The sequence below is a fragment of the Polaromonas sp. P1_F8 genome (assembly GCF_056405635.1).
In genome coordinates, this window is record NZ_JBFUBS010000003.1 from 1 (window position 1) to 24872 (window position 24872).

General features: G+C 59.3%; 8 protein-coding genes. 6 read left to right on the plus strand and 2 right to left on the minus strand.

The genetic code is table 11. The features are described 5' to 3' along the window. Together AC1D1J_RS11870 and AC1D1J_RS11875 are read left to right on the plus strand one after the other, a co-directional pair. A partial coding sequence (locus AC1D1J_RS11870; protein WP_477694797.1) for a YDG domain-containing protein occupies positions 1–1692 on the plus strand: 1692 nt, incomplete at its 5' end. A 26-nt stretch (positions 1693–1718) separates the two neighbouring features. Then, positions 1719–3410 (plus strand): ShlB/FhaC/HecB family hemolysin secretion/activation protein, encoded by a 1692-nt coding sequence (locus AC1D1J_RS11875; protein WP_477694798.1) that lies wholly within the window; start codon positions 1719–1721, stop codon positions 3408–3410. A gap of 131 nt (positions 3411–3541) precedes the next feature. On the opposite strand, the gene AC1D1J_RS11880 is transcribed toward AC1D1J_RS11875, so the two are convergent. Beyond that, complete coding sequence (locus AC1D1J_RS11880) at positions 3542–4612, minus strand: S1C family serine protease (RefSeq protein ID WP_477694799.1); 1071 nt, start codon at positions 4610–4612, stop codon at positions 3542–3544. Between the two features lie 530 nt (positions 4613–5142). Between AC1D1J_RS11880 and AC1D1J_RS11885 the strand changes: the two genes are divergently transcribed. After that, complete coding sequence (locus tag AC1D1J_RS11885; RefSeq protein ID WP_477695076.1) at positions 5143–7359, plus strand: type I secretion system permease/ATPase; 2217 nt, start codon at positions 5143–5145, stop codon at positions 7357–7359. Further along, positions 7356–8981: an HlyD family type I secretion periplasmic adaptor subunit gene (locus tag AC1D1J_RS11890; RefSeq protein WP_477694800.1), complete on the plus strand. Its 1626-nt coding sequence runs from the start codon at positions 7356–7358 to the stop codon at positions 8979–8981. Before AC1D1J_RS11885 ends, AC1D1J_RS11890 begins: the two co-directional genes overlap by 4 nt. A 2463-nt stretch (positions 8982–11444) precedes the next feature. Here AC1D1J_RS11890 and AC1D1J_RS11895 read toward each other — a convergent pair. Next, positions 11445–11801, minus strand: coding sequence for a hypothetical protein (locus AC1D1J_RS11895; protein ID WP_477694801.1), 357 nt, complete (start codon positions 11799–11801; stop codon positions 11445–11447). A gap of 63 nt (positions 11802–11864) precedes the next feature. Here AC1D1J_RS11895 and AC1D1J_RS11900 point away from each other — a divergent pair, with 63 nt between their 5' ends. Both AC1D1J_RS11900 and AC1D1J_RS11905 read left to right on the plus strand, forming a co-directional pair. After that, the gene (locus AC1D1J_RS11900) at positions 11865–23843 is read left to right on the plus strand and encodes a putative Ig domain-containing protein (RefSeq protein ID WP_477694802.1); all 11979 of its coding nucleotides are present in this window, start codon (positions 11865–11867) and stop codon (positions 23841–23843) included. A 21-nt stretch (positions 23844–23864) separates the two neighbouring features. Further along, positions 23865–24872 carry a hypothetical protein gene (locus AC1D1J_RS11905; protein WP_477687977.1) on the plus strand — a complete coding sequence of 336 codons (1008 nt, stop codon included), beginning with the start codon at positions 23865–23867 and terminating at the stop codon, positions 24870–24872.

Consider the following 24872-nt stretch of genomic DNA (forward strand, 5'->3'; position numbering starts at 1 on the left):
ACCGGCTATACGCTGAGCGGAGCAGACGCCGGTAACTACACCGTGGTGCAGCCCACAGCTGTCACGGCCAACATCACGCCAGCCAGCCTGGTAGTCACAGGTGTGGGCGCCAACAACAAGGTGTATGACACGACGACCACAGCGACGCTCAACGGAACGGCGGCTGTCACAGCCCTGGGCGGCGATACCGTGACGGTGGGCGGCACCGGCAGCGGCACCTTTGCCAACAAAAACGTGGGTAACGGAAAGGCCGTCACCGTCACCGGCTACACACTGGGCGGCGTCGACGCCGGCAACTACACCGTGGTGCAGCCCACAGCTGTCACGGCCAACATCACGCCAGCCAGCCTGGTAGTCACAGGTGTGGGCGCCAACAACAAGGTGTATGACACGACGACCACAGCGACGCTCAACGGAACGGCGGCTGTCACAGCTCTGGGCGGCGATACCGTGACGGTGGGCGGCACCGGCAGCGGCAATTTCAATAACAAAAACGTGGGCAATGGTAAAGCTGTGACGGTTACCGGCTACACACTGGGCGGTGCCGACGCCAGCAACTACACCGTGGTGCAGCCTACGGCAGTGACTGCCAACATCACACCGGCCAGCCTGGCGGTTACGGGCGTGGGGGCAAACAGCAAGGTGTATGACGCGGGTACTGCCGCCACCCTCAATGGCGCAGCCGCTGTGGCTGCTTTGGGTGGTGACGTGGTGAGTGTGAGTGGCGGTAGCGGCACTTTTGCTGACAAGAATGTGGGCAACGGCAAGGTCGTGACCGTGACCGGCTACACCTTGGGCGGAGCCGACGCCGGCAACTACACCGTGGTGCAACCCACCGGCCTCGCAGCCAACATCACGCCGGCCAGCCTGGCTGTTACAGGCGTCGGGGCCAACAACAAGGTCTACGACACCACCACTACCGCCACGCTTAACGGAACGGCGGGGGTCACGGCTTTGGGCGGTGATGTGGTGACTGTGGGCGGCACCGGCAGCGGCACCTTTGCCAACAAAAACGCGGGCAACGGCAAGGTCGTGACGGTGACCGGCTATACGCTGGGCGGAGCCGACGCCGGCAATTACACCGTGGTGCAACCTGCAGGTGTCACGGCAAACATCACCCCGGCCAGCCTGGCTGTCACCGGTGTGAATGCGCAGAACAAGGTTTTTGACGGAACGACTGCGGCCACCTTGGGCGGTACCGCCGCCGTAGCCGCCCTGGTCGGTGACGTGGTTAGCGTCAGCGGCGGCAGCGGTGCTTTTGCCAACGCGAATGTGGGCAACGCAAAGCCCGTGACCGTGACCGGCTATACCCTGGGCGGGGTTGACGCGGCCAACTACACGGTGGTGCAACCGACCGGGCTGACGGCATCCATCACTCCCTTGCCTGTCACAGCTGTGCCCGCACGGGCGGGAACGCTTGGGAGGGGGGGCGCCGATGATGGTGCCGACGCCGCCATGCAACAGGCCGTGGATGGAACACGTTCCAAGTCAGGTCTCGTCGAGGTATCGCCCGTCCTGCGGGTTACCCGCAGCGCAAGCTCCGATGCCTCTGGTGGAGGCGAGCTGGTGGTTTCCGGCGGGGCCGTCGAGGTGTTGCAGGATGTGGCTGCCACAGTAAGAAAAGATCCGCGCCTGCACATCGTTGACGGCGGCGTGCAGCTGCAAAACGGTGTGCTGGCCGCTCAAAAGTAAGTACGGCCACCCACAAAAGTTTTCTCATGAAATGCAACGTATCCGGTAAGCAGGCTGTACTGCTGTTGGCAGCCGCGCCTCTGTTCGCGGCCCAGGCGGCTGACCCAATGCCGGTTGATATCGGCACCATCCTCCAGCAGGTCCAGCCGTCCCAGCAAGCCGTCCCATCGCCCCGCGGAGAAAGGCCACCCCTCAGCAACGAGGGGAATGTCCCGCCGCCAACCGCGCGTCCCGCCGTGACGGTGGATGTCAAATCAATCAACATCATCGGCAACACCCTGTTCGAGACAGCCACGTTGCATGCACTGGTGGCCGATGCTGAAGGCAAAAGCCTGACGCTTGACCAGCTCGACGAAATGGCGGGGCGCATAAGCCAGTACTACCACAGCAGGGGCCAGACCTTTGCCCGGGCCGTGGTGCCTGCGCAGGTGATCCAGTCGGGCGTTGTTCGCTTTCTGGTGATCGAGGCGCGTTACGGCAAGGTCGGTGTCAACAACCAGACGCGCGTGAACGACCTGCTGCTGCAGGCGACGGTAGCGCCGCTGAAAAACGGGCAACCAGTCGACCAGGCCTTGCTGGACAAGTCCCTGCTGTTGCTGTCGGACATACCCAGCGTGGTGGTGCAGGCAACCTTAAGACCCGGCGACGGGATGGGCACCTCCGATCTGAGTATCGATACCACGCCCGGCCCGGCGGTTTCAGGAAGCCTGGTTGTAGACGACTACGGCAACAGCTATACGGGAAGAGCCCGCCTGGGCGGTACGGTGTACGTCAACAACCCCTTGAAGCATGGCGATGTCCTGAGCCTGAGCGGCCTGAATTCCGGGAAGGGGCTGAACTACGGACGGGTGGGCTACGAATCATTGCTGAACGGCCAGGGCACCCGCGCAGGAGCCGCCTATTCCTTGCTGGACTACAAAGTTGGCGGGTCTCTTGAAATACTCGGCGCGCACGGTTCCGCCGAGACCGGCAGCCTCTGGGGCAAGCATCCGCTGGTGCGAAGCCAGACGGTCAACCTCTACGGACAGGTTCAGTACGACACGGTGCAGTTGCGCGAGCGTGTCGACGTAGCGGGAATAAAAACAGACCGGCATCTCGACTCCTGGACGTCGAGCCTGACCGGGGACTGGCGGGACACCTTGCTGTCCGGCGGCATCAACACCTGGAGCCTGGGATGGACCCGGGGCAGGGTGGTTTTCGACGCCGCGGAGGCGCAGCTGGACGATGCGGCCAGCGCACGAACGCAGGGCTGGTTTTCAAAGGCCAATCTGGGCTTTTCCCGCCTGCAGCGCCTGGGGCAAAACAGCACGCTGCATTTTTCATGGGCAGGCCAGTGGGCCAACACCAACCTCGATTCGTCGCAAAAAATGTCCGTGGGCGGACCCTACTCGGTGCGCGCCTACGATGTGGGTGCGCTGTCGGGTGATACGGGTTACCGCACAAGCGTTGAGCTGCGCTACGACCTGGGGCAGGTTGTCGGCGGCAAGCTCCAGGCGGTGGCGTTCTGGGACGGTGCCTACCTGAAGGTCAATCAACGGCCGTGGGTGACAGGTGCGAACAGCGCAACGCTCAGCGGAGCGGGGGTCGGCCTTGACTGGACCGGGCTCAACCAGTGGCGGGCCCGTGCCTATCTGGCCTCGCCCCTGGGGCCGACACCCGAGCTGGTCAGGACGACAGATTCAACGCGTATGTGGACCGAGGTCGCCTACCGTTTTTGAACGCTGCGCTGCTTGTGCCCATTCCTGGCTTGTGGTGCCAGGGTGCCAATTGGCGTAGCCCTGTAGTGCTATTAAATCAATAGCTGCTTGCGCCCGTCTTATCTGGGCTACAGCCTATTTTGTTGCAAAAATTAGATGCCGGCGGGCTTCTTGAGCGTCAGCATCCTGTCCTGGGCCTTGAGCACAATGGTTTTGACTTCCGCACCTTGCAGCACCGTCAGCCTGACTTCTGCGTCGGGCGCGGGTCGGTCCCACAGCTTTTTATAAAAAGCCTCGAGCGTGGCAACCTTGGCGTCGTCTACTGCCAGTACCACGTTGCCCGCCTCCAGCCCGGCCAGATCCGCGGGGCTCTCCTTGCTGACCCGCAGAATCTGTATGCGCCCGCCCTGGTCATTGGAGGTGATGCCCAGCCACGGCCTGCGGCTTTTCGTGCTGGCGCCTGAACGCTGCAGCTCCGCGAGGATGGGGCGCAGCAAATCGACCGGCACAAACATGTTGCCCGGCAGGCGGCGGTTTTCGCCGGTTGCATCGGACACCAGCAACGAGCCTATGCCCATCAACTCACCTTTCTGGTTGAAGAGCGGGGCGCCACTGTGGTTGCCGCCACTGGCCATGATGGGTGGGCTGGTGAACAGCGCCGATTCGATGTGGTATTCCCAGCTGCCGGAAAATGCGCGCCGGCTGACCAGCCGGGTCATGCTCACGTCGCCGTCGTCATCTGCTTGCGGGCCGGTGACGGCCATCAAAGGTTCGCCGGGCTGCAGGTCTTTGCCATTTCCCAGGGCCGCTACGCCCACTCCACGCAGCGGCAGCAGCGGGCGCAACAGCCCGAAGCCGGTAGCCAGGTCATAGGCGACGGCGCGCGCCGGCAACGTGCGGTTGTCTTGCGTCACGATCTCAATGTGTTCGGCCTCCAGCATCAGGTAGCCGATGGTGAGGATCAGCCCGTCCTGGCTGATCTGCACACCCGAGCCGGCACGGCGCAAGCCCAGCGTTTCGGCCGAACGCGCATCTTCCATCGCCGTGACCTTGACGCCGACCACTGCTGTCGTGGCGCGGGTCAGTGCATCCATCATGGCCTGTGCCGCCGGCGGTTGCACAGTGGCCGCGTGCGCGGTGGCCAGCCACGGCATGCCGGGCACTAACGCAGACATGAACGCGCTTGAAAGGACGATGCAGAGCCACTGACGCAAGGTGTACATGACGGACTCCTGAACGGAAGGAACAATCCCAACGCAGCTCAAGAATGCACGCTAATAAATGGCGTTACAAGCGGCAGGGTCAAAAGAATCTTGGGAAGTGCGTAACAAACATTCAGCGCATTCACTACCCAACTTGCCAGGTCTTGTTTGTTGACCTCAACGGGGTCTGCAAAAGGAGGGGGGACGGGCGAAAAAAATTCTTAGCCAGCTAAGTAGTGACGGCACCAAGTTCAAAAGCAATATCTATTTCCGTAGTTTGGAAATGACTAAGTAATTAGTACCCAAATTGGTATTGAAAATAACGTAACTGGCTGCTGCAAGCTCTGTGTATTGCGATACAGTTTGGAACAAATAACAGGGAGGGGCCCCGTAAGGGCGCCTTGAGACATGCCATACAAAAAAGCTTACTGCGGAAGATTTGCGCCAGCCACATGTGCGATGGCACCTGTGCGTTCACAGCGATTCCTTCGCTGTGACCGGGGCTTCAATTGACAGCTGCGAGCGCAGTAGCCCAAGAGTCCCCGCCCACACTGTCAGCGGCGCCGGGGGCTGACGAACCAGCACCCCCGATCAACGCGCTGGCTGCCTTGTGCCTGGTGGCCCGCTTTCACCAGGTTGCCGCAGACCCCCATACCCTTGCCCATCAACTGGGCGTTTCCCCGAGCGATGATGTTGACGCCAGCATATTGCTGCGTGCGGCCAAACACCTCGGGCTCAAAGCCAAGCTCTCCAAATCCAAACCCGACCGCCTGAAGCTGGTTCCGCTGCCGGCCCTCGCTTTCCTGAAGCCCGCAGACGACGCAGCAAGCAGCACCGGTGCCGCTGGCAAGCAAGTCCGTACGGTCATCCTGGCGCAGTGCGATGGCCAGCGTGTGCTGTTTCAGGACCCGGCCACACCTTCGAACAGGCCAACGATCGAATCGGTAGAAGTCTTCGCAAGCCAGTGGACCGGCGAGCTGATCCTCATCACCAGCCATGCCGCGCTGGCGGGTGAGCTCGCCAAGTTCGACTTTTCCTGGTTTGTGCCCAGCCTTGTCAAATACCGCAAGTTGTTGGGCGAGGTGCTGCTGATTTCCTTCATGCTGCAGCTGTTCGCTTTGGTCAGCCCGCTGTTCTTCCAGGTTGTGATGGACAAGGTGCTGGTACACCGCGGCCTCACCACGCTCGACGTGCTGGTCATCGGCCTCGTGGTGGTCGTGCTGTTTGAAAGCATCCTCAACGGCCTGCGTGCCTACGTCTTCAGCCACACCACCAGCCGCATTGACGTGGAGCTGGGCGCGCGGCTCTTCCGCCACCTGGTGCAGCTGCCGCTAGCCTACTTCCAGGCCCGGCGCGTGGGCGACTCGGTGGCACGTGTGCGCGAGTTGGAGAACATTCGCAGCTTTCTGACCGGCAACGCGCTCACCGTGGTGCTCGACGTGCTGTTCTCGGTCATCTTCATCGCCGTCATGCTGTTCTACAGCGTGCCGCTGACCCTGATCGTCATGGTCAGCCTGCCGCTGTACTTTGGCCTGAGCCTGGCCGTGGTACCCATCCTGCGCCAGCGGCTGGATGTGAAGTTTGCGCGTGGCGCCGAGAACCAGTCCATGCTGGTCGAAACCATCACCGGCATACAGACCGTCAAAGCCAGCGCACTTGAGCCCAGCTTTGGCAAACGCTGGGACAACCAGCTCGCCGCGTATGTCAGCGCCAGCTTCAAGACGCAGAACCTCGCCACCTGGGCGCATGAAGGCATCAACCTGATCGGCAAGCTCGTGAACGCGGCCACGCTGTGGTACGGCGCGCACCTGGTGATGAACAACGAACTCACCGTCGGCCAGTTTGTTGCCTTCAACATGTTTGCCCAGCGCGTGGCCCAGCCCATCATGCGCATGGCCCAGTTGTGGACGGACTTCCAGCAAACCGGTATTTCTGTCGCGCGCCTGGGCGACATCCTCAACACCCGCACCGAAGTGCCGCCCACCAGCGCCGCGCAGCTGCCGCCCATCAAGGGCCGCATCACGCTCGACGGTGTGGTGTTCCGCTACCGGCCCGAAGCGCCACCCGTGCTCCACGGCATCAGCCTGGATGTGAAACCCGGCGAGATCATCGGCATCGTCGGCCGCTCCGGCTCCGGCAAAAGCACGCTGACCAAGCTGGTGCAGCGCCTGTATTCACCCGAAGGCGGCCGCCTGCTGGTTGACGGCATCGACATCAGCCTGATCGACGCCGCGCAGCTGCGTCGCCAGGTCGGCGTCGTGCTGCAGGAAAACCTGCTGTTTAACCGCAGCGTGCGCGAGAACATCGCCATCACCGACCCAGCCGCGCCGATTGAGGCTGTGGTGCGCGTCGCGCAGCTGGCCGGCGCGCATGAATTCATCAGCGAGCTGCCCGAAGGCTATGACACGCATGTGGGCGAGCAGGGCAGCTCACTCAGCGGCGGCCAGCGTCAGCGCATCGCCATTGCGCGTGCGCTGTTCACCAACCCGCGCATCCTGATTTTTGACGAAGCCACCAGCGCGCTCGACTACGAAAGCGAAGCCATCATCCAGCGCAACATGGCCCACATCTGCAAAGGCCGCACCGTGCTCATCATTGCCCACCGCCTGAGCGCCGTGCGCCACGCGCACCGCATCATCGTGATGGACAAAGGCAAGATCGTTGAAGCCGGCCCGCACGACGCACTGATCCAGAAACCGCAAGGCCTGTATGCGCACCTGTGGCGCATGCAGGACGGCAAACAACCGATGGAAGGGGCCTCGGCATGAGCACCGGTCCTGAAGATCAAAAACCGGTAGCCGTGGGCTCCTCACCGGCCGAAGCCGCTGCCGCTGACGGGCGAGAGAAGCATCAGATGAAGCAACCAGCGCCTGACGTGGAAGACATAACTGCCAAAGGTGAAGCACCGGCCGAAGTCCCCCAGGAAGCCGCCGTACCCGCCAAGCCCCGCCATCCGGTCATCGAACTGCTGGCCCGCTACCGCGCGATCTTTGGCGCCGCCTGGGCGCATCGCGACGAACTCGCCGGCCCGCGCCGCTTGAGCGACGAGGCCGCCTTTTTGCCCGCCGCACTCAGCCTGCAAGACACGCCCGTGCACCCCGCACCGCGGCGTCTGGCCTATCTCATCATGGGGTTGTTTGTGATAGCGCTGGTCTGGTCCATCTTCGGCAAGATCGACATCGTGGCCGTGGCGCCCGGGCGCGTGGTGGTGAGCGAGCGCACCAAGCTCATCCAGCCGCTGGAACGCAGCGTGGTCAAGCGCGTGCTGGTTAATGACGGTGACCATGTGGTGGCTGGCCAGCCTTTGGTAGAGCTTGACCCAACCGCCGCGAGCGCCGACAAAACCACAGCGCACGACCAGCAAAAATCAGCCCTTTCGGAAGTGCTGCGCGCCCGCGCCATCCAGCAGGCGCTACAAAATCTGCAGCAGCTTGCGCCCGCCAGCATTGGGTTGCCGGTCAAATACATGCCTGAATTCCCCAAAGAATGGTCTGCAGCCGAGACTGCCGCCGCACAGGCGCAGCTGCAAGGCGAGTGGGGCGACGTGACGGCCAAGCTCGCCAAACTGTCAGCAGAAATCGGTCGCCGTCAGGCAGAAATCGTCACGGCGCGCGCCGTGGTTTCCAAACTCGAAACCACCGTGCCCATGGCCCAAGCGCGCGAGACAGACTTCAAAAAGCTGGTAGATCAGGGCTATATCTCCGGCCACGCCACCCAAGACAAAACCCGCGAACGCGTAGAGCTGGAGCGCGACCTGGCCACCCAGCGCGCCAACCTGCTGCAAACCCAGGCCACCCTGCGCGAAAGCGAGAACAGCCGCGCCGCCTATTTGGCCGAAGTGCGCCGCACGCTGTATGAGCGCGAAGCCCAGGCCGACCTCAAACGCCAGCAAGCCACGCAAGAACAAGCCAAAGCCACCCAACGCGAAAACCTCACCACACTGAAAGCGCCCGTCGCCGGCGTGGTGCAGCAACTTGCCATCCACACCACAGGCGGCGTCGTCACCGAAGCGCAAGCTCTGATGATCATCGTGCCGGAGGGTGCGCAGGTCACGGCAGAAGTCACGCTGGAAAACAAAGACATCGGCTTCGTCAACGTAGGCAACGGCGCCGAGATCAAGCTCGAAACCTTTCCCTACACCCGCTATGGCACCGTGCAGGCCAGCGTAGACCGCGTCACAGCCGATGCCGTTAACGACGAAAAGCGTGGCGCGATTTTCCCGGTCACGCTGGCCCTAAAGACCAAGCAGATCGACGTAGACGGAAAGATGATCCAGCTCGTACCCGGCATGAACCTGACTGCAGAGATCAAGACCGGGCAGCGGCGAGTGATTGAGTATTTGTTGAGCCCGATTCAGCGGGCTGGTAGTGAGAGTTTGAGAGAGAGATGAGCACTCATGGATTTCGTTGCAGTGCGCGTATGCACACCAAATCGATATGAGGTTGCACTCTTAGTTGGGCGCAAGATAGTTCTTTATTTAGGCGTTGTATGAAATCAAAAAGAAGCAGATTTTTTTGGTGGCTAGCAATTTTCCTAGTGATAGTTGTCGGCACGATCTTGAATTTAGAGGAAGGGCAAGCCATGGCCAACGCGAAAAAGAAGGAAACCCCAATTCCGTTTGACTCTTTCTCGAGTATTGAGAAGATTCAGAAAACTTTGGTCTCTGAATTTCCCGTTGGAACCTCCTGGGGAACTATCGCTGAGCGACTTGCTAGGAGCGGAGTGTCTTGTAGTCCTGTAGAACCATACGTCAAGCTGATTCTTCCGGATGGAGTTACGTTGTCCGAATCAGCCAAACGAATCGAGGACATCAAGGAGTTTCGTGTGCGGTGTGCCACAACTCCCAATTGGCTTCCGTCTAGAAATTTTCAGAGCATCACGATAGATGCTGAGCTTGATAAGGAACAGCGATTACTTCTAATCGTCGCGACCCCGTATTACAAACATTCATAAATTAGGGAAGACTTATATGCCAGCTTCTATTGAGATCAGAACGTCCCCTGTAGCACTTGGTCAGCGCCATGCATACCTCCTATTTACGAAAGAAAACGGGGACCAGTACGTTCTACGGGCAGGTCCTTCTGCAAATGCAAGCGCAGCTGCAATCCTGCCAGCTACGTCTGGTGGATCCGGTTTGAATTTGTATGGCGCTATTCATGTGAACTTTGAGGCATACCTGATTGACGGGCAGGCCGCTAACAAAACGCTTGTGAATGTTCAAGGAATAGGCTTTATCCCTCAGGAACAGCTTAAAGCAGGGATGGTTGTGGTGCCCGACTCGCAGGGCCGAAGTCAGATTGTCGTCCCCCCAGCCGATTGGCCTCAGGGCGGTGAGCAGCATGAGCAGCGCATTCTATGGACAGGTGATGATGCCCAGTTAGCTGGAAAAGTGAAAAGCGCTCTCAAGGTGGCCCAGCAAATTGAAGATGCGCGCCTGGAATACAACCCAGTCTATAACAACTCCAATACCTTTGCGGGCAATATCCTGACTTTCCTCGATGTACCTCGGACTCTTCCGTTGGGAACTGACGGTAAATCGGTAGGTGCACCGGGATTTGAGAGGGATTTGCGCCAAGGGGTTGGGCCGCTAAATCTTTTAATGGGGCCTAGGTTCGATGGGAAATATTGGCGCGACGCGCGAGGTAATGTCACAGCGCCACCAAAGTATGTAGCAGCGGGGTTGGGAGCCGAAATAGGGTACGAGGCTGTGGTGCCCAATTACGTGGTTCCTGTTTCGCATTGGGTCCTAGACCCGTCTACGACTGCGGTACCTGCCTCCACTACATACGTAGATTCCAAGACTGGAATTTCCTATACGGAAAATTTCACCCCTGTTCTCAATGGCACAGATCAAATCGTTAGTTTTACATGGAGTGTGACTGAGCGCGATGCAATTACCAATCAGCTGCGGCGAGTGTACGTTGCCACAGGTGATACGAATGGAATCAAGAGTGAGTCGGTGCAGGCATTTTCTGGTGGACAGATGGTTTCGTCGGCAACTCGTCAATTTGAGTCGCAATTTGTTAACTCAGAGACAAATACCGTTGTTACCACGGACACAGTCATCTATGGACCGGTACCAAATGAGATAGTGCGTCGTGAAAATCTAGTAGTGATCTCCGGCAGCTCGGGATTGTTAAAACTCAGTGATTTATCGATATATGGAGCAAACGGAACTGAGCAGTTAAGAATAGTTACCACTTTGAATTCTGATGGTAGCCAGCGGATAACCACTCAGAATGAATCTGGAGTTATTTCAACTGCGCGACGTCGGTTTTTCGATGATCCAGATGGTCAGAGTTTCCTCGACGAGATCACGAACCACTTGACCGGTGAGGTGATCCTGCGTTCAACAGTGGGTACGGGCCCAGGTGCTGAAACGAGAGACACGATTCTCGTCAGGGCTGGGGATGGATGGAACAATCTTGACGACAGTATTAAAAGACAAAGAATCACCGACAGCATGTACGGTGGCGCGGCGGACTTTCTTAATGCTGCCCGTGCCAAAGACAAGGTTGGCATGTTGCTTGCCGGTGGAAAGATGGCGCTCGCTTTCTCACGAAGCGACTCTCTGGCTGCCCCTGGGCAACTAGACAGCTTTCTAGGTGGGGCAACGGAGGTTGTGGGGATTCTCGGAGCCTTGCAGGGCCTGAAATCTGATAACGCGCTTACCCAAATCGGTAGTGCGGTCGGTCTACTCAAGAATTCCAATGATTTGGTCATGCGGATCACAGGAGCCCCCGAAGGTTTCCTTGATACTTCCTCTCTTGGCGTTCTTAACTCGATTGGCGCAGTTCTAAGCATTGCCAATCTGGCGAACCTGGGTGACATGATCGATAGCGGTCATTACGGGTCAGCCGCGTTTGCTGCCGCCAATGCCATTAATGGTGCGGCGTTTCTGGCCGGTTCGACAACCACGATCACCGGTGGTGCCATCGCTGGTGGTGGTGCGACTGTAAGTGCTGGCGGTGCGGGGGCATTCATTCCAATGGATGCAACCACCCTGGTCATCTGGATTGCGGCCGTGATCATCATCGATGGCCTCTTTGCAGATGAAGAAGAAGCGCCTCCACCGCCGCCTTTTGGGCAGGCTGTTTTCAAGCGTCTCGCCGATGGCAATCTGGGATATGAAATTCTGAATGCTGGCAATGGTGGCGCCGAAATTCTTGCCGCCAAGATGGACGCATTGCTGGAAAAACTTAATCAGCAAGTGGCTGAAGCTAACAACGGCAATACTGACTCCGATCTTGCCCTGACGCTTGTCGCAAGTCGCATGCCAAAAGTGTCAATACAAAGCTGGCCTAGTAAAACGGACAACGGCATTAGCAATTTCTTCTTCCTGCTGGAACAAACGCATCCCCAGACGGGTGGAAGTATCTACAACGGCATCGCAAGGCAAGACATTGTCAAACACTATGCGGAGGCTCTGGTTTTCCCGGAAGCCATAGTTAGTCAATGGCAGGTCACTCATTTAATAGCCAAGTTTGGCGTTGATGAGGCCAACTGGAAAACCGAAGGTCAATGGCTTTCGGCCATGAGTCCTATTGAGCAGCAGCGGCATACCTTGCAGCAAGCGCTCTCTAATGCCAATGCCACGCTTGAAAGTGCCAAGCAGTCCAACCTTGTTCTTGGCAGTTGGGTGGCCGTAGGTGAGGTTACGGGAAATGTGGAGCACGGCACGGCTAGTATGGCCAGCGCAGTTAGTGCGGCCGAAGCAGGACTGGCTGCAGCCAATGCAGCGTTGAACACCTTTGAAGCGCAAAACCCTGGCGATTCGCAGCTAGCGGCGCACATAGTTGATGCCAGCATCGTTGACCCGGCATTGCGCGCAGCCGCTATTGAGAACGCCTCACGTCAGTGGCTCAAAGTCATTGCGGTTGACCTGGGTGGTGATGGCGTTACCAAGACGGCACTGCCCGCCGTCGTCAAGCAGGACTACGACAGTCTGCTAAATGATGGTGTGGCCCGGTTTGACGCGGACAACGATGGTTTTCGTGAGGCGACTGAATGGATCGCACCAACGGAAGCCATGCTGGGCATAGACCGCGACGGCAATGGCCTGATCGACACGGCCAGCGAACTGTTCAACGGCGTGAGCACGCCGTTTGACCAGCGCGGCTTGGCCAGCTTGAAGTATTACGACAGCAACAACGACGGCAAGATCGACGCGTCGGACCCGGTGTACAAGCTGCTGCGTTTGTGGATAGACCTGAACGGCGACGGCAGTGCCGGCAGTATGGAAACCTATGACCTGCAGATGCGCCACCCCGGTGTAGACATGGCGGCGTTGCGCGCGCGGCTTGATGCGGCAGGGCAGGCGGCCATGGATGCGCTGGCTGGCAGCGCTGTGCAGTCGATTGACCTGACGACCTTCAAGCTGCGCCTGGCTGATGGCACTGACGCCCAAGCCAGCGAGGTCGGCCTGCAGGCCCAGACCGAAGGCATTGCGGTGGTGGTAGACCAGGCCACACAAAACGTCAGCATCCTGCACGAAAACGGCCTGCGTGAAAACTACATCACGCTGGTGCAAGACATGAGCGTGCTGCTGGAGTTGCAGAACGCGAACATCACCACGGCCCGACGTGCGGAGCTCGAAACCTTGGCCTTGCGCTACGGCCTCAACACGCAGTCGGCTGACTTCATCAATGTGGTCAAAAGCCTGCGCGTGGGCGGAGAGAACATCGGCGCCAGCGGCATGGCGATTTACATTGGTGACAGCGATGTCTGGGTGGATGAGAACGTCCGCCATCGACTGGAACAGATGCGCTTCAGCTTCCACGCGGCATCGACCGTGGGCGGCGCCGACGTGTTTGGCACGGTGCACCTGAGCCCGCCTGTTTGGGCCGGCCCCAGCACAGACACGCCTGTTTTTGATGACCAGTGGGCCTTGAGCCACCACGTGACGACCGGTGAGGTCACCAGCGACACGGCCACGGCAGGCCCACCGGCACCGCCCAACCCGCAGCAGTGGGTGCTGCCTTCCGATGTCTACACGCTGGACTACGTGGTCAAGGGCGCGCAGCTGGGCGGCCTGGTGACGCAGCAGGCGGTGATTGCCAGCAATGCCGCCACGCCCGGCGCGCCGGCACAGACGATACAGGTTTACACGACTGCTTCGCCCACGTCATCCCTGGGAACGGCCGTCGTGGCCGGTAAGGAAGACGAGCAGTTCGCCTTCGGCTATGAACAGCTGGAGCAGGAAGCCCGCACGCTGATTGCCGGCGCCACGCCTTACACCACGGTGCGCCTGCTGGGTGTGCGCGAAGTGCGTCATGGTTATGTCGAGGTTGATGACGTCACCGGGCGCATCCGCTTTATTGCCGATGCCAATTACTTTGGCACTGAGGCCGGCTTCAGCTACGCCGTGATGGACGGCCAGGGCCAGGTGATGGAGCGGCGCATCAACTTCAATTTGGTGGAAGTCAATGACGCGCCGACGCTGCTGGGTGAAACCATCCAGGCCCAGGAAGATGTGCCGCTGCTGCTGGACGCGGCCACCTTGCTGGCCAACGATACCGATCTGGAAGGCGACACGCTCACCATCATCGGCATAGGCCGCGTGGGCATGGGCCGCGCCGAGCTGCTGGCCAACGGCCAGATCAGTTACAAGCCGCCTACAGACTTGTATGGCGTGACCGACACCATTGAATACATCGTGCAGGACTCGCGCGGCGCCAGCGCCGTGGCGGTCATCAAGATCAAGCTGACGGCGGTGAACGATGCGCCAACGGTGGTCAGCGAAGTGATTCGCAACGCCAAGGAAGACACCAACCTGCGCATTGACGCGGCCTTGCTGTTGGCCAACGACTTTGACCCTGACTTCAACGCCCAGGCCGGCGCTGCGCCGCTGCATATCACGGCAGTGGGCAATGCCGTTCACGGTCAGGCCTTTGTGGATGGCACGGGCCAGATCATTTTTGTACCCGATGAGAACTTCAACGGCACAGCCACGTTTGAATACACGGTCACGGACGACACCGGGCTATCGACCACCGGTAAGGCCGAGGTGGAAGTCGGCGCCGTCAATGACGGGCCTCGCGCTTTCGGTGAGGTCATTACCAGCAACGAAGACGAAAAACTCGTCATCGACCCCGACTTGCTGCTGGCCAATGAAGAAGATGCGGATATCCAGCGCGGTGAACAGCAGCGCCTGATGGTGGTGGCTGTCGACCAGGCCGTCAACGGAACGGTGGCGCTGGAAGGCGGGCACATTGTGTTCACGCCCGCTTCCAATTATTCGGGTGAAGCCAGCTTCCGCTATACCGTCAGCGACGGCGCGGGGGGTTTGTCGCAAGCCGTGGCCAAAGTCAATATCGCAGCCGTCAACGATGCGCCAACCCTGTTCAACCGGGCCTTCCAGGGCACGGAAGAAACGCCGCTCAACATCACTGTCAGCCAGCTGCTCGCAGGGGTGCTTGACCCTGAAGACGGCGCGGCCGGCATCAGCCTGGTGGAAGCCCGCAATGCAGTGGGCGGAACGCTTGAAAGAAGCGGAGACACCTTCACCTTCACGCCGGGCGCCAACTTCACGGGCGCCGCGCATTTTGACTATGTGGTGCAAGATGCGCAGGGCAATGAGTCCGTTGCCGTCGTGACGATGAGCTTTAACAACGTCAACGATGCGCCGGTTTTTGTGGCGGGCAGCCATCTGGCAAAGACCGGCCAGGAAGACCAGGAACTTCGCATCTCCCTCTCAGCGCTCAAGCAGATGTTTGTGGACGTGGATGGCGACGCGATTACGGTGGACACCGCCAATCTGGTGGCCATCAACAGCGGCGACACCATCCGCTTTGATGCGCAGACGCAAGAGATTGTGTTCAAGGCCAAGGCGAATGCCAATGGCACGCGCCAGTTTGATGTGCGGGTACAGGATTCAAACGGCGTTTACAGCGCATACGAACGTCTGGACATTGGTATCCAGGCGCTGAATGACGCACCCATTGTGAACGCGGTGGGCTTCCAGATGCTGGAAGACGGAGGTTATAACGACCCGGGCCTGCAGGCGTGGAGCTATATCTCATACAGCAGCCTGCTGTCTGGCGCCAGCGACGCGGAAGGTGACGTGCTGAGCATCCTGGGCGCCATCAATGGGCGCACCCTGGACGGTCGATTCGTCAATATCGTTAACGATGCGGCCAATAACCGCGTCGGCATTTTGGCTCCGCTGAACTACAACGGTGCCATCACTTTTGACTTTACGGTGGGTGATGGGCACGGCGGGCAAGCGACCCAAAAAGCTTACGGCAATGTGGTTGCGGTGAATGATTTGCCTACAGCCAACGTTGTTGTACTTGGCACGCCAGCCGTCTTGAGCGCGGGGGGATGGAATCAATACTACCGTCTTGACACCTACGACGTGGAAGACGGTTCGAATTCGACGGTATCGATTGAGCGAAATCCCTTGTGGGCGCCGGTGCGGCAAGGGGTGACTGGTGCCTATGTTTTCGATACATACATCGGAGAGAACGGCGAAGTCATCACGTTGACCGAGGGTGGATGGAGGGAGGTTGCGGCTCCTGCGAATTACTTTGGCTTTCCCATGTTTCGGGTGGGGCAGAGCGCCAATGATTCTGCAACCTTCCGCATCACCGATTCGCAGGGAGGGTTTAATTTTCGTTCAGTGAATTTCTTCATCCAGGGCTATGACCCGGTGGTGATTGACTTGGGTGGAGACGGGCTGGAGTTCCTGGATATTGATGAAAGCCACGTGAGCGTCGACCGGGACGGCGATGGCGTTGCGCAGAAAGTCGCATGGATTGGTGCCAACGAAGGCATCCTGGCATGGGACCATAACCACGACAATCAGATCAACCAGGCCGACGAAGTTGAATTCTGGTCGCATGTCAACCCCCAAGACCCGGCACGCACCGATCTTCAGAGTCTGGCGCGGCCTGAATTTGATACCAACCAGGATGGGAAATTTGACAGCTCGGATGCCAAGTGGTCTGAGTTCAAGCTTTGGCGCGACCTGAACGGCAACGGGGTAAGCGATGCGGGAGAGTTGCAGACGCTGGCTGAGGCCGGATTAAAAGCACTTCACCTGAATGCCAATGTCTTGAATCGCCGGTATGGCGAAGACGTGCTGGTACGGGGCTATACCCGGGCCGAAATGACAGACGGGCGCATGTTGCAGGCAGGCGACGTGCAGCTTGATATTGAAGATCTTTCGCAAATTCCTGTCGCCAATACGCCGACGCAATCGCAGCAAGAGGCGCAAGTGGTTGCAGTAACCGACGTGCAGGCGTTGGCGCAACAGCAGCAACAGCAGCAGGCGGCAGCCATGCGTGCCGGGTCGCCGGAGTTCAGCGGTGCTTTGCGTGACCAGAAGGTCCTGACCGGGCAGTCTTACCGCTATGTGTTGCCGGAAGCACTGTTTACAAATCTGGGTGCGGGTGCGCACTACGCGGTAACGCTGGCCAGCGGCCAGCCGCTCCCCGCCTGGTTGCACTTTGACGCGGCAACACGCACATTGAGCGGCTCCCCCACAGAGGGGCAAGCCGGGGAATGGACGATCAAGGTAATTGGTACGGACGCGGGTAACGCGGTCAGCGCAGGTGTGATGACCTTGAGCGTCGCGCAGTTCAACCAGGCGCCGGTGGAGTACGGAAATGTTCCCATCCAGTTTGCCGATGAAGACCAGTTGTTTACCCTTGATATAGCGCCCAACTTCTTCATAGATAAGGACACGGGTGACCAGCTCCACTTCAGTGCCACGCTGGCAAATGGTTCACCTTTGCCGGATTGGCTGCATTTTGATGCGCAGGCGATGCGTTTTTATGGCACCCCGGGTGGGGGCCATGTTGGTACCCTTGAGATCAAACTAACCGCCGCGGATGAAGCGAATGCCACGGCAGACACCCGTTTCAAGATCGTGGTTGCAGGCATCAACGATGCGCCTTATCTGACCGGGCCGGTGCCCACCATTGGCATGACGGCCGGGGTGGCCAACAGCTTTGTCATGCCGCAGAATCTTTTTGCAGACCAGGATCTCGGGGACGTTTTGCGGCTGAGCGTGTCTGTGGCAGACGGCTCCCCTTTGCCTGCCTGGCTGACGTATGACAGCGCGACGCGCACACTTTCTGCGAACCCCACAGCGGAGCAAATCTCTGCACCGCTGCAGCTGCGGGTTACCGCGACCGATCTGGCGGGTGTTTCGACGTCCACCTTGATGACCGTAGCCTCAATGATCCAGGGAACGGCCGCTGACGACGTGCTCAATGGGTCGGCATACAGCGAATACATCTGGGGTGATGCGGGCAACGACTTGCTGGACGGACAGGCAGGCGCCGATCGCCTGATTGGCGGTCTGGGTGATGACCGCTATGTGGTTGATGCGCTGGACGTGGTGGTCGAAAGAGCCAATGAAGGGCTGGACACGGTCTTTTCTTCTGGAAACTGGACGCTTGGTGACAACCTCGAAAACCTGACGCTGACAGGCCCTCTGGCTGTGAACGCCACAGGTAACAGCCTGGCCAACGTGCTTTCCGGCAACAGTGCTGACAACATTTTGTCGGGCGGCGCGGGTGACGATGTCTATCTGTTTGGCTTTGGCAGCGGTCACGACACGCTGGTTGAAAGTGCAGAAGCCGGGGCTGGCACTGACAGGGTTCAATTCATGGCCGGTGTCGCTGTTGGCGACGTCTGGGTAAGCGCAGATGCAAATTACGTGTATCTGAACCTGGTCGATGGCACCAACCGCCTGGCCATCCAGCGCGTGGCTGGCGGCGGTATTGGTGTGGAGTCTGTGCGGTTTGCAGATGGAACAAACTGGGACCAGGCCGCGGTCATGTCCAGAGTCGTGCCTAACCCAGCTCCGCTTTCTGCGGCACCTGGATATTTCCGGATAGCGACAGAAGACCTGCTGTTTGAAGATACCTCGCCGGGTACCTGGTTTACGACCAGTTCTCCGTCACTGACGTATTGGGCGAAGCTTGGCAATGGAGATGCGCTGCCTTCCTGGTTGACCCTTGACCCGGTCAGCGGAAAGTTCAGCGGACTTCCGCAGAATGGAGACGTTGCCGCGTTTGAAGTTCGCTTGTACGCCAAGGACTCTTACGGTGCGGTCAGTAGCACGCTGGTGCAGTTCCTGGTAACCAACATCAATGACGCCCCGACAGCCGCAGCGCTGGTTAACCAGCAGGTAGGCAAAAACCAGCCGTTTGTGTACGTGTTGCCGAGCAACACTTTCGCGGACGTTGATGTGGGGGATGCCCTGACGCTGGAGGCGACGCGATCAAATGGCGCACCCCTGCCGTCGTGGCTGACCTTCGACGCAGCGACCCGTACTTTTTCTGGAACCCCGCCCGCCAATGCAGATGAGACGGTGAAGATTTCAGTGAGGGCTACTGACAACTCTGGTGCATATGTACTGACCGGTTTCTCGCTCGATATCGGCAACATGATGGCCGGCACGTCTGCCGCTGAGACACTGACGGGCACGACGGGGCGAGACCTGATGTACGGGCTGGACGGCAACGACACGCTCAACGCAGGCACAGGCAACGACCTGCTGGACGGTGGAGCGGGGGCGGACGTGCTCAACGGCGGCGCGGGCGACGACATCTATGTGGTGGACAACGCCGGCGACAGCGTGGTGGAGACCACCAGCACGACGACCTATGTGGACCAGGGGTACTACGCGACGACTTACGTTGACCAAGGGTACTACCGGTACTACGTTGGCCTCGACGAAAGTGGGGTTCCTTATTACACCTCAAACCAAAACTATGACGAGTATGGGCATCCGCTTTACACCCCTGAGTGGGTATCAGTGATGGTTCCACAAACCTACTGGGTGCCCAACGTGGTGGCGCAGACGGTAGTGTCAGACTCGGGCGGTGTAGATACCGTGAACGCTTCCATCAGCTATGTGCTGGGCACGAACCAGGAGAACCTGACGCTGACCGGCAGCGCGGCCATTAACGGCACGGGCAATGCCTTGAACAACGTGTTGACCGGCAATGTTGCAAACAACACGCTGGACGGCGGCGCCGGTGCCGACACGCTGGACGGCGGCGCTGGCGACGATTTGTTGGTGGGCGGTCTGAACAACGACCGCTACATCTACGCCCGCGGTTACGGCCGGGACACGGTCTCGGACACCGACACCACTGCCAACAACGTGGACACGCTGGTCATGCAAGCGGGGATCGTCGCCGGCGATGTGACGGTGACCCGCACGGCCACCCAGATGGTGCTGAGCTTGAGCGCCTCAGACCAGGTGCTGATTGACTGGGACGTGGCCAGCGGCAAACGGATTGAACGTGTTGAGTTTGCCGACGGAACAGTCTGGACGGCCAGCGACCTGCTGCTGATGAGCAACCGTGCGCCGACGTTTGCCGCACCGGCCAACCAGAGCACAGCGGAAGACGCCGTATGGAGCTACACGCTGCCGGCCGGTACCTTTGCAGACCTGGACGCAGGCGATGTGCTGAGCTACAGCGCCCGCCTGGCCGATGGCAGTGCGCTGCCGAGCTGGCTGAGCTTTAATGCCGCGACCCGCACCTTCAGTGGAACGCCCCTGAATGCCAATGTAGGCCTGCTGGCCTTGAAGGTGACGGTGGTCGATACGCAGGGAGCGACTGTCAGCGGCACCTTCAATGTGACGGTGATCAATACCAATGATGCGCCGACTGTGCTTGTTCTTCTGCCAGGCCAATTGGCAACTGAAACACAGGCCTTTAGTTACGTGGTGCCGGCCAATATCTTTACCGACATGGATGTAGGCGATACCCTGGTGCTGAGTGCAGTACTGGCCAATGGGTCCGCTCTGCCGTCGTGGCTGACATTCAATTCGGCGACCCGCACCCTTTCCGGAACACCGCCAGACACTGCTGCGGGTGTCCTTGGTCTTGCGATCAAGGCAACCGACAGCGCCGGTGCATTTGTTCTGGCGAACCTGTCGCTGGACATCACCAACGTGATCAACGGTACTGCTTCTGCAGAAACACTGACGGGAACGGCGGCACGAGACCTGATGTACGGACTGGACGGCAACGACACGCTGAACGCAGGCACAGGCAACGACCTGCTGGACGGTGGAGCGGGGGCGGACGTGCTCAACGGCGGCGCGGGCGACGACATCTATGTGGTGGACAACGCCGGCGACAGCGTGGTGGAGACCACCAGCACGACGACCTATGTGGACCAGGGGCACTACGCGACGGCTTACACCGACCAGGGCTACTACCGGTACTACTACATCGACGAAAGTAGCGTGATTTACGTTCCCGCTCAGGCCTATAACGAGTATGGGCAACCAATGTATGTACCCGAATGGGTATCCGTGATGGTCCCGTATACCTACTGGGTGCCCAACGTGGTGGCACAGACGGTAGTGTCGGACTCGGGCGGTGTAGATACCGTGAACGCTTCCATCAGCTATGTGCTGGGCACGAACCAGGAGAACCTGACGCTGACCGGCAGCGCGGCCATCAACGGTACGGGCAATGCCCTGAACAACGTGCTGACCGGTAACACCGGCACCAACACGCTGGACGGTGGCGCTGGGGCCGACGCGCTCGACGGCGGCGCCGGTGACGACCTGTTGATCGGTGGGCAAGGTAACGACCGCTATATCTATGCCCGCGGCTATGGCCGGGATACGGTCTCCGACACTGACACCACCGCCAACAACGTGGACACACTTGTCATGCAGGCAGGGATTGCTGCCAGCGATGTGGCGGTGAGCCGAACGGCCACCCAGATGGTGCTGAGCTTGAGCGCCTCAGACCAGGTGCTGATTGACTGGGACGTGGCCAGCGGCAAACGGATTGAACGTGTTGAGTTTGCCGACGGAACAGTCTGGACAGCCAGCGACCTGCTGCTGATGAGCAACCGGGCACCGACGTTTGCCGCGCCGGCCGACCAGAGCACGGCGGAAGACGCCGTGTGGAGCTACACGCTGCCGGCCGGTACCTTTGCAGACCTGGACGCAGGCGATGTGCTGAGCTACAGCGCCCGCCTGGCCGATGGCAGTGCGCTGCCGGGCTGGCTGAGCTTTAATGCCGCGACCCGCACCTTCAGCGGAACGCCCCTGAACGCCAACGTGGGCCTGCTGGCCTTGAAGGTAACAGCGACCGACACGCAAGGAGCGACTGTCAGTGGTACTTTCAACGTGACGGTGACCAATACCAATGATGCGCCGACTGTTATAGCTTCCCTGCAGAACCAGCAGGTGAACGAAGACCAGGCTTTCAGTTATGTCGTGCCAATGGGTACGTTTGGCGATGTGGACCTGGGCGATACCCTCACGTATAACGCCAGCCTGGCCAATGGCGCTGTGTTGCCTTCATGGCTGACATTCAATGCGGCAACCCGCACGTTCAGCGGAACGCCGCTGAATGCCGATGTGGGTGTCCTGGCGCTCAAGGTCACCGCGACAGACTCGGCGGGGGCTGCAGTCAGCAGCGCTTTCAATGTGACGATTGCCAACACCAACGATTCGCCAACGGTTCTCACCGCCTTGCAGAACCAGCAGGTGAACGAAGACCAGGCATTCAGCTACGTGGTGCCAGCGGGTGCTTTTGGTGATGTGGACGCAGGCGATGTGCTCACTTTCAGCGCCAGCCTGGCCACTGGCGCCGCGTTGCCTGCATGGCTGTCGTTCAATGCGACAACCCGTACGTTCAGCGGCACGCCACTGAATGCCGACGTCGGTGCCCTGGCGCTCAAGGTAACTGCAACCGATACGGCTGGAGCCGCGATCGGCAGCGTTTTCAACGTGACGGTCACCAATACCAATGATGCACCCACGGTCTTGGCACCATTGCAGAATCAGCAAGCCAACGAAACCCAGGCATTCAGTTACGTATTGCCTGTTGGTACGTTTGGTGATGTGGATGTCGGTGACAGTTTGGTTCTGAGTGCAACGCTGGCCGGTGGGGCTGCCTTGCCTTCATGGCTGACCTTCAATTCGTCAACGCGCACACTGTCCGGAACCCCACCCGACACGGCATCCGGCATTGTGAGCCTTTCGATCAAGGCGACCGATGCTGCCGGGGCTTTTGTGCTGGCAGGGTTCTCGCTTGATATTGCCAACGTGATCAACGGTACCGCTTCTGCAGAAACACTGACCGGAACGGCGGGACGAGACCTGATGTACGGGCTGGACGGCAACGACACACTCAACGCAGGCACAGGCAACGACCTGCTGGACGGCGGAACGGGTGCGGACGTGCTCAACGGCGGCGCAGGCGACGACATCTATGTGGTGGACAACGCCGGCGACAGCGTGGTGGAGACCACCAGCACGACGACCTATGTGGACCAGGGGCACTACGCGACGGCTTACACCGACCAGGGCTACTACCGGTACTACTACTACAACGAAGGTAGCGTGGTTTATCTCTCAGCTCAGGGCTATGACGAATATGGGAACCCGATGTACACACCTGAGTGGGTATCGGTGATGGTCCCGTATACCTACTGGGTGGCCAACGTGGTGGCGCAGACGGTGGTATCGGACTCGGGCGGTGTAGACACCGTCAATGCCTCTGTCAACTATGTGCTGGGCACGAACCAGGAGAACCTGACGCTGACCGGCAGCGCGGCCATCAACGGTACGGGCAATGCCTTGAACAACGTGCTGACCGGCAACGCCGGTGCGAACACGCTGGACGGCGGCGCTGGGGCAGACACGCTGATGGGTGGTGCAGGTAACGATACCTATATCGTCGACACTTCGGATACGGTGGTGGAAGTGGCAAACGAAGGCACAGATACCGTCAACGCAAACTTCAACTACACGCTGGGTGTCAATCTGGAAAACCTGGTTTTGACCGGTACGTCGGCGATCAATGGCACCGGCAACGCATTGAACAATGTTCTGACCGGCAACAGCGCCAATAATGTGCTGGCTGGAGGAGGCGGTAACGATACCTATCTGCTGGGCAGAGGAGGGAATACCGACACCATCCAGGAGAACGACAGCACTGCGGGTAACAATGACGTTGTGAAGTTCATGCCTTCAGTGGCCGCCGACCAGATCTGGTTCCGCCAGGTCAACAACGACCTGGAGGCCAGCATCGTAGGGACAGGTGACAAATTCATCATTTCGAACTGGTACCTGGGCGCGCAATACAGGGTGGAGGAGTTCAAGACCACTGACGGAAGCAAGACGTTGTTGGCCAGCCAGGTGCAAAACCTGGTAAGTGCGATGGCTTCTTTCTCTCCGCCGACGGCAGGGCAAACTACCTTGCCTTCCAACTATTCAACCGCGCTTGCGCCGGTGATTGCCGCCAACTGGCAGTAACCGCAAGACTCCTCTTTATTAATGTCCTACATACCCGTTACCCTGAATCATTTCCGGGCCCTCAAAGCCTGGGCCGACAGTTCCGACGCCCAGGTCGACCTGGACGTCAGAACTTTTAACCTCGAGGTGAAGCTCCGTAATCGCTACTACACGCTCAAACCCAGATTTCTGTTGAATAACAATGGGCAGATGGCCTATTCGACGGAACTGGCTAAAAACGTGACAGGTTTCATCGGCTGGTTGCCTTATGACATCCTGCGATGGGATTTTGCGCAGGACAAATTGGTGTTCAAGGAGTTTCTGAAAAAGGCCGGACTCGGTTTTCCGGAAACGTGGCCATCTATCAGCGATGCCAAAGGTGGCTTCCTGGTGAAGCAATCGACGGGGTCGTTCGGTTACCAGATTCTGGGTCCTTACCGGGATGCTGGCGAAGTGCCAAAGATCAAGTATGCGGGACCGGAGAGCCAGAATCGTGGTGTTGATTTTGCCGAGCAATTTATTGTTGGTACCAACCTGAAAGTCTGGTTCTGGGGGGCAACGGCTTTTTATGCGCACGTTCATGCCTATCCCACCGTGGTCGGCGATGGCGTATCGACCGCACAAGCACTGATCGAAGCGCGACTGGCGCGCACGGGTCAAACACTTGGCGCTGACGGAGGCAATGGGAACGTACTTTCTTCGCTTGCCTTCCAGCAGGTTCTTCCCACGCAGGTTTTGGATGTGGGGCGCGAGGTCTGGATCGACTTCCGCTACGGCCGCCATTACGCCTCTACAGCACCTCGTGCGGAGTCGGACAACGACCTGGGCCGCGTCAATGCGCAGGTCAGGCAGCAGATTGATGCGATTGGCGTGAAAGCTGCACAGGAAAGCTTTAGTCGCTTCAAGGCACCGGTGCTTTATGCAATCGATGGCGTGGTCGACGAAGCTGGCAAGGTGTGGTGGCTGGAGATCAACTCAAATCCAATGCTTCCCCCAGAGGGATATCCGTTCGTCTTTTTGTCCCTGTTCGGTGCGGACAAGAAATCCTGA

Coding starts and splice junctions, on each gene's coding strand:
- AC1D1J_RS11905 (WP_477687977.1), top strand. CDS start 23,865: ATGTCCTACATACCCGTTACCCTGAATCATTTCCGGGCCCTCAAAGCC.
- AC1D1J_RS11875 (WP_477694798.1), top strand. CDS start 1,719: ATGAAATGCAACGTATCCGGTAAGCAGGCTGTACTGCTGTTGGCAGCC.
- AC1D1J_RS11900 (WP_477694802.1), top strand. CDS start 11,865: ATGCCAAAAGTGTCAATACAAAGCTGGCCTAGTAAAACGGACAACGGC.
- AC1D1J_RS11880 (WP_477694799.1), bottom strand. CDS start 4,612: ATGTACACCTTGCGTCAGTGGCTCTGCATCGTCCTTTCAAGCGCGTTC.
- AC1D1J_RS11890 (WP_477694800.1), top strand. CDS start 7,356: ATGAGCACCGGTCCTGAAGATCAAAAACCGGTAGCCGTGGGCTCCTCA.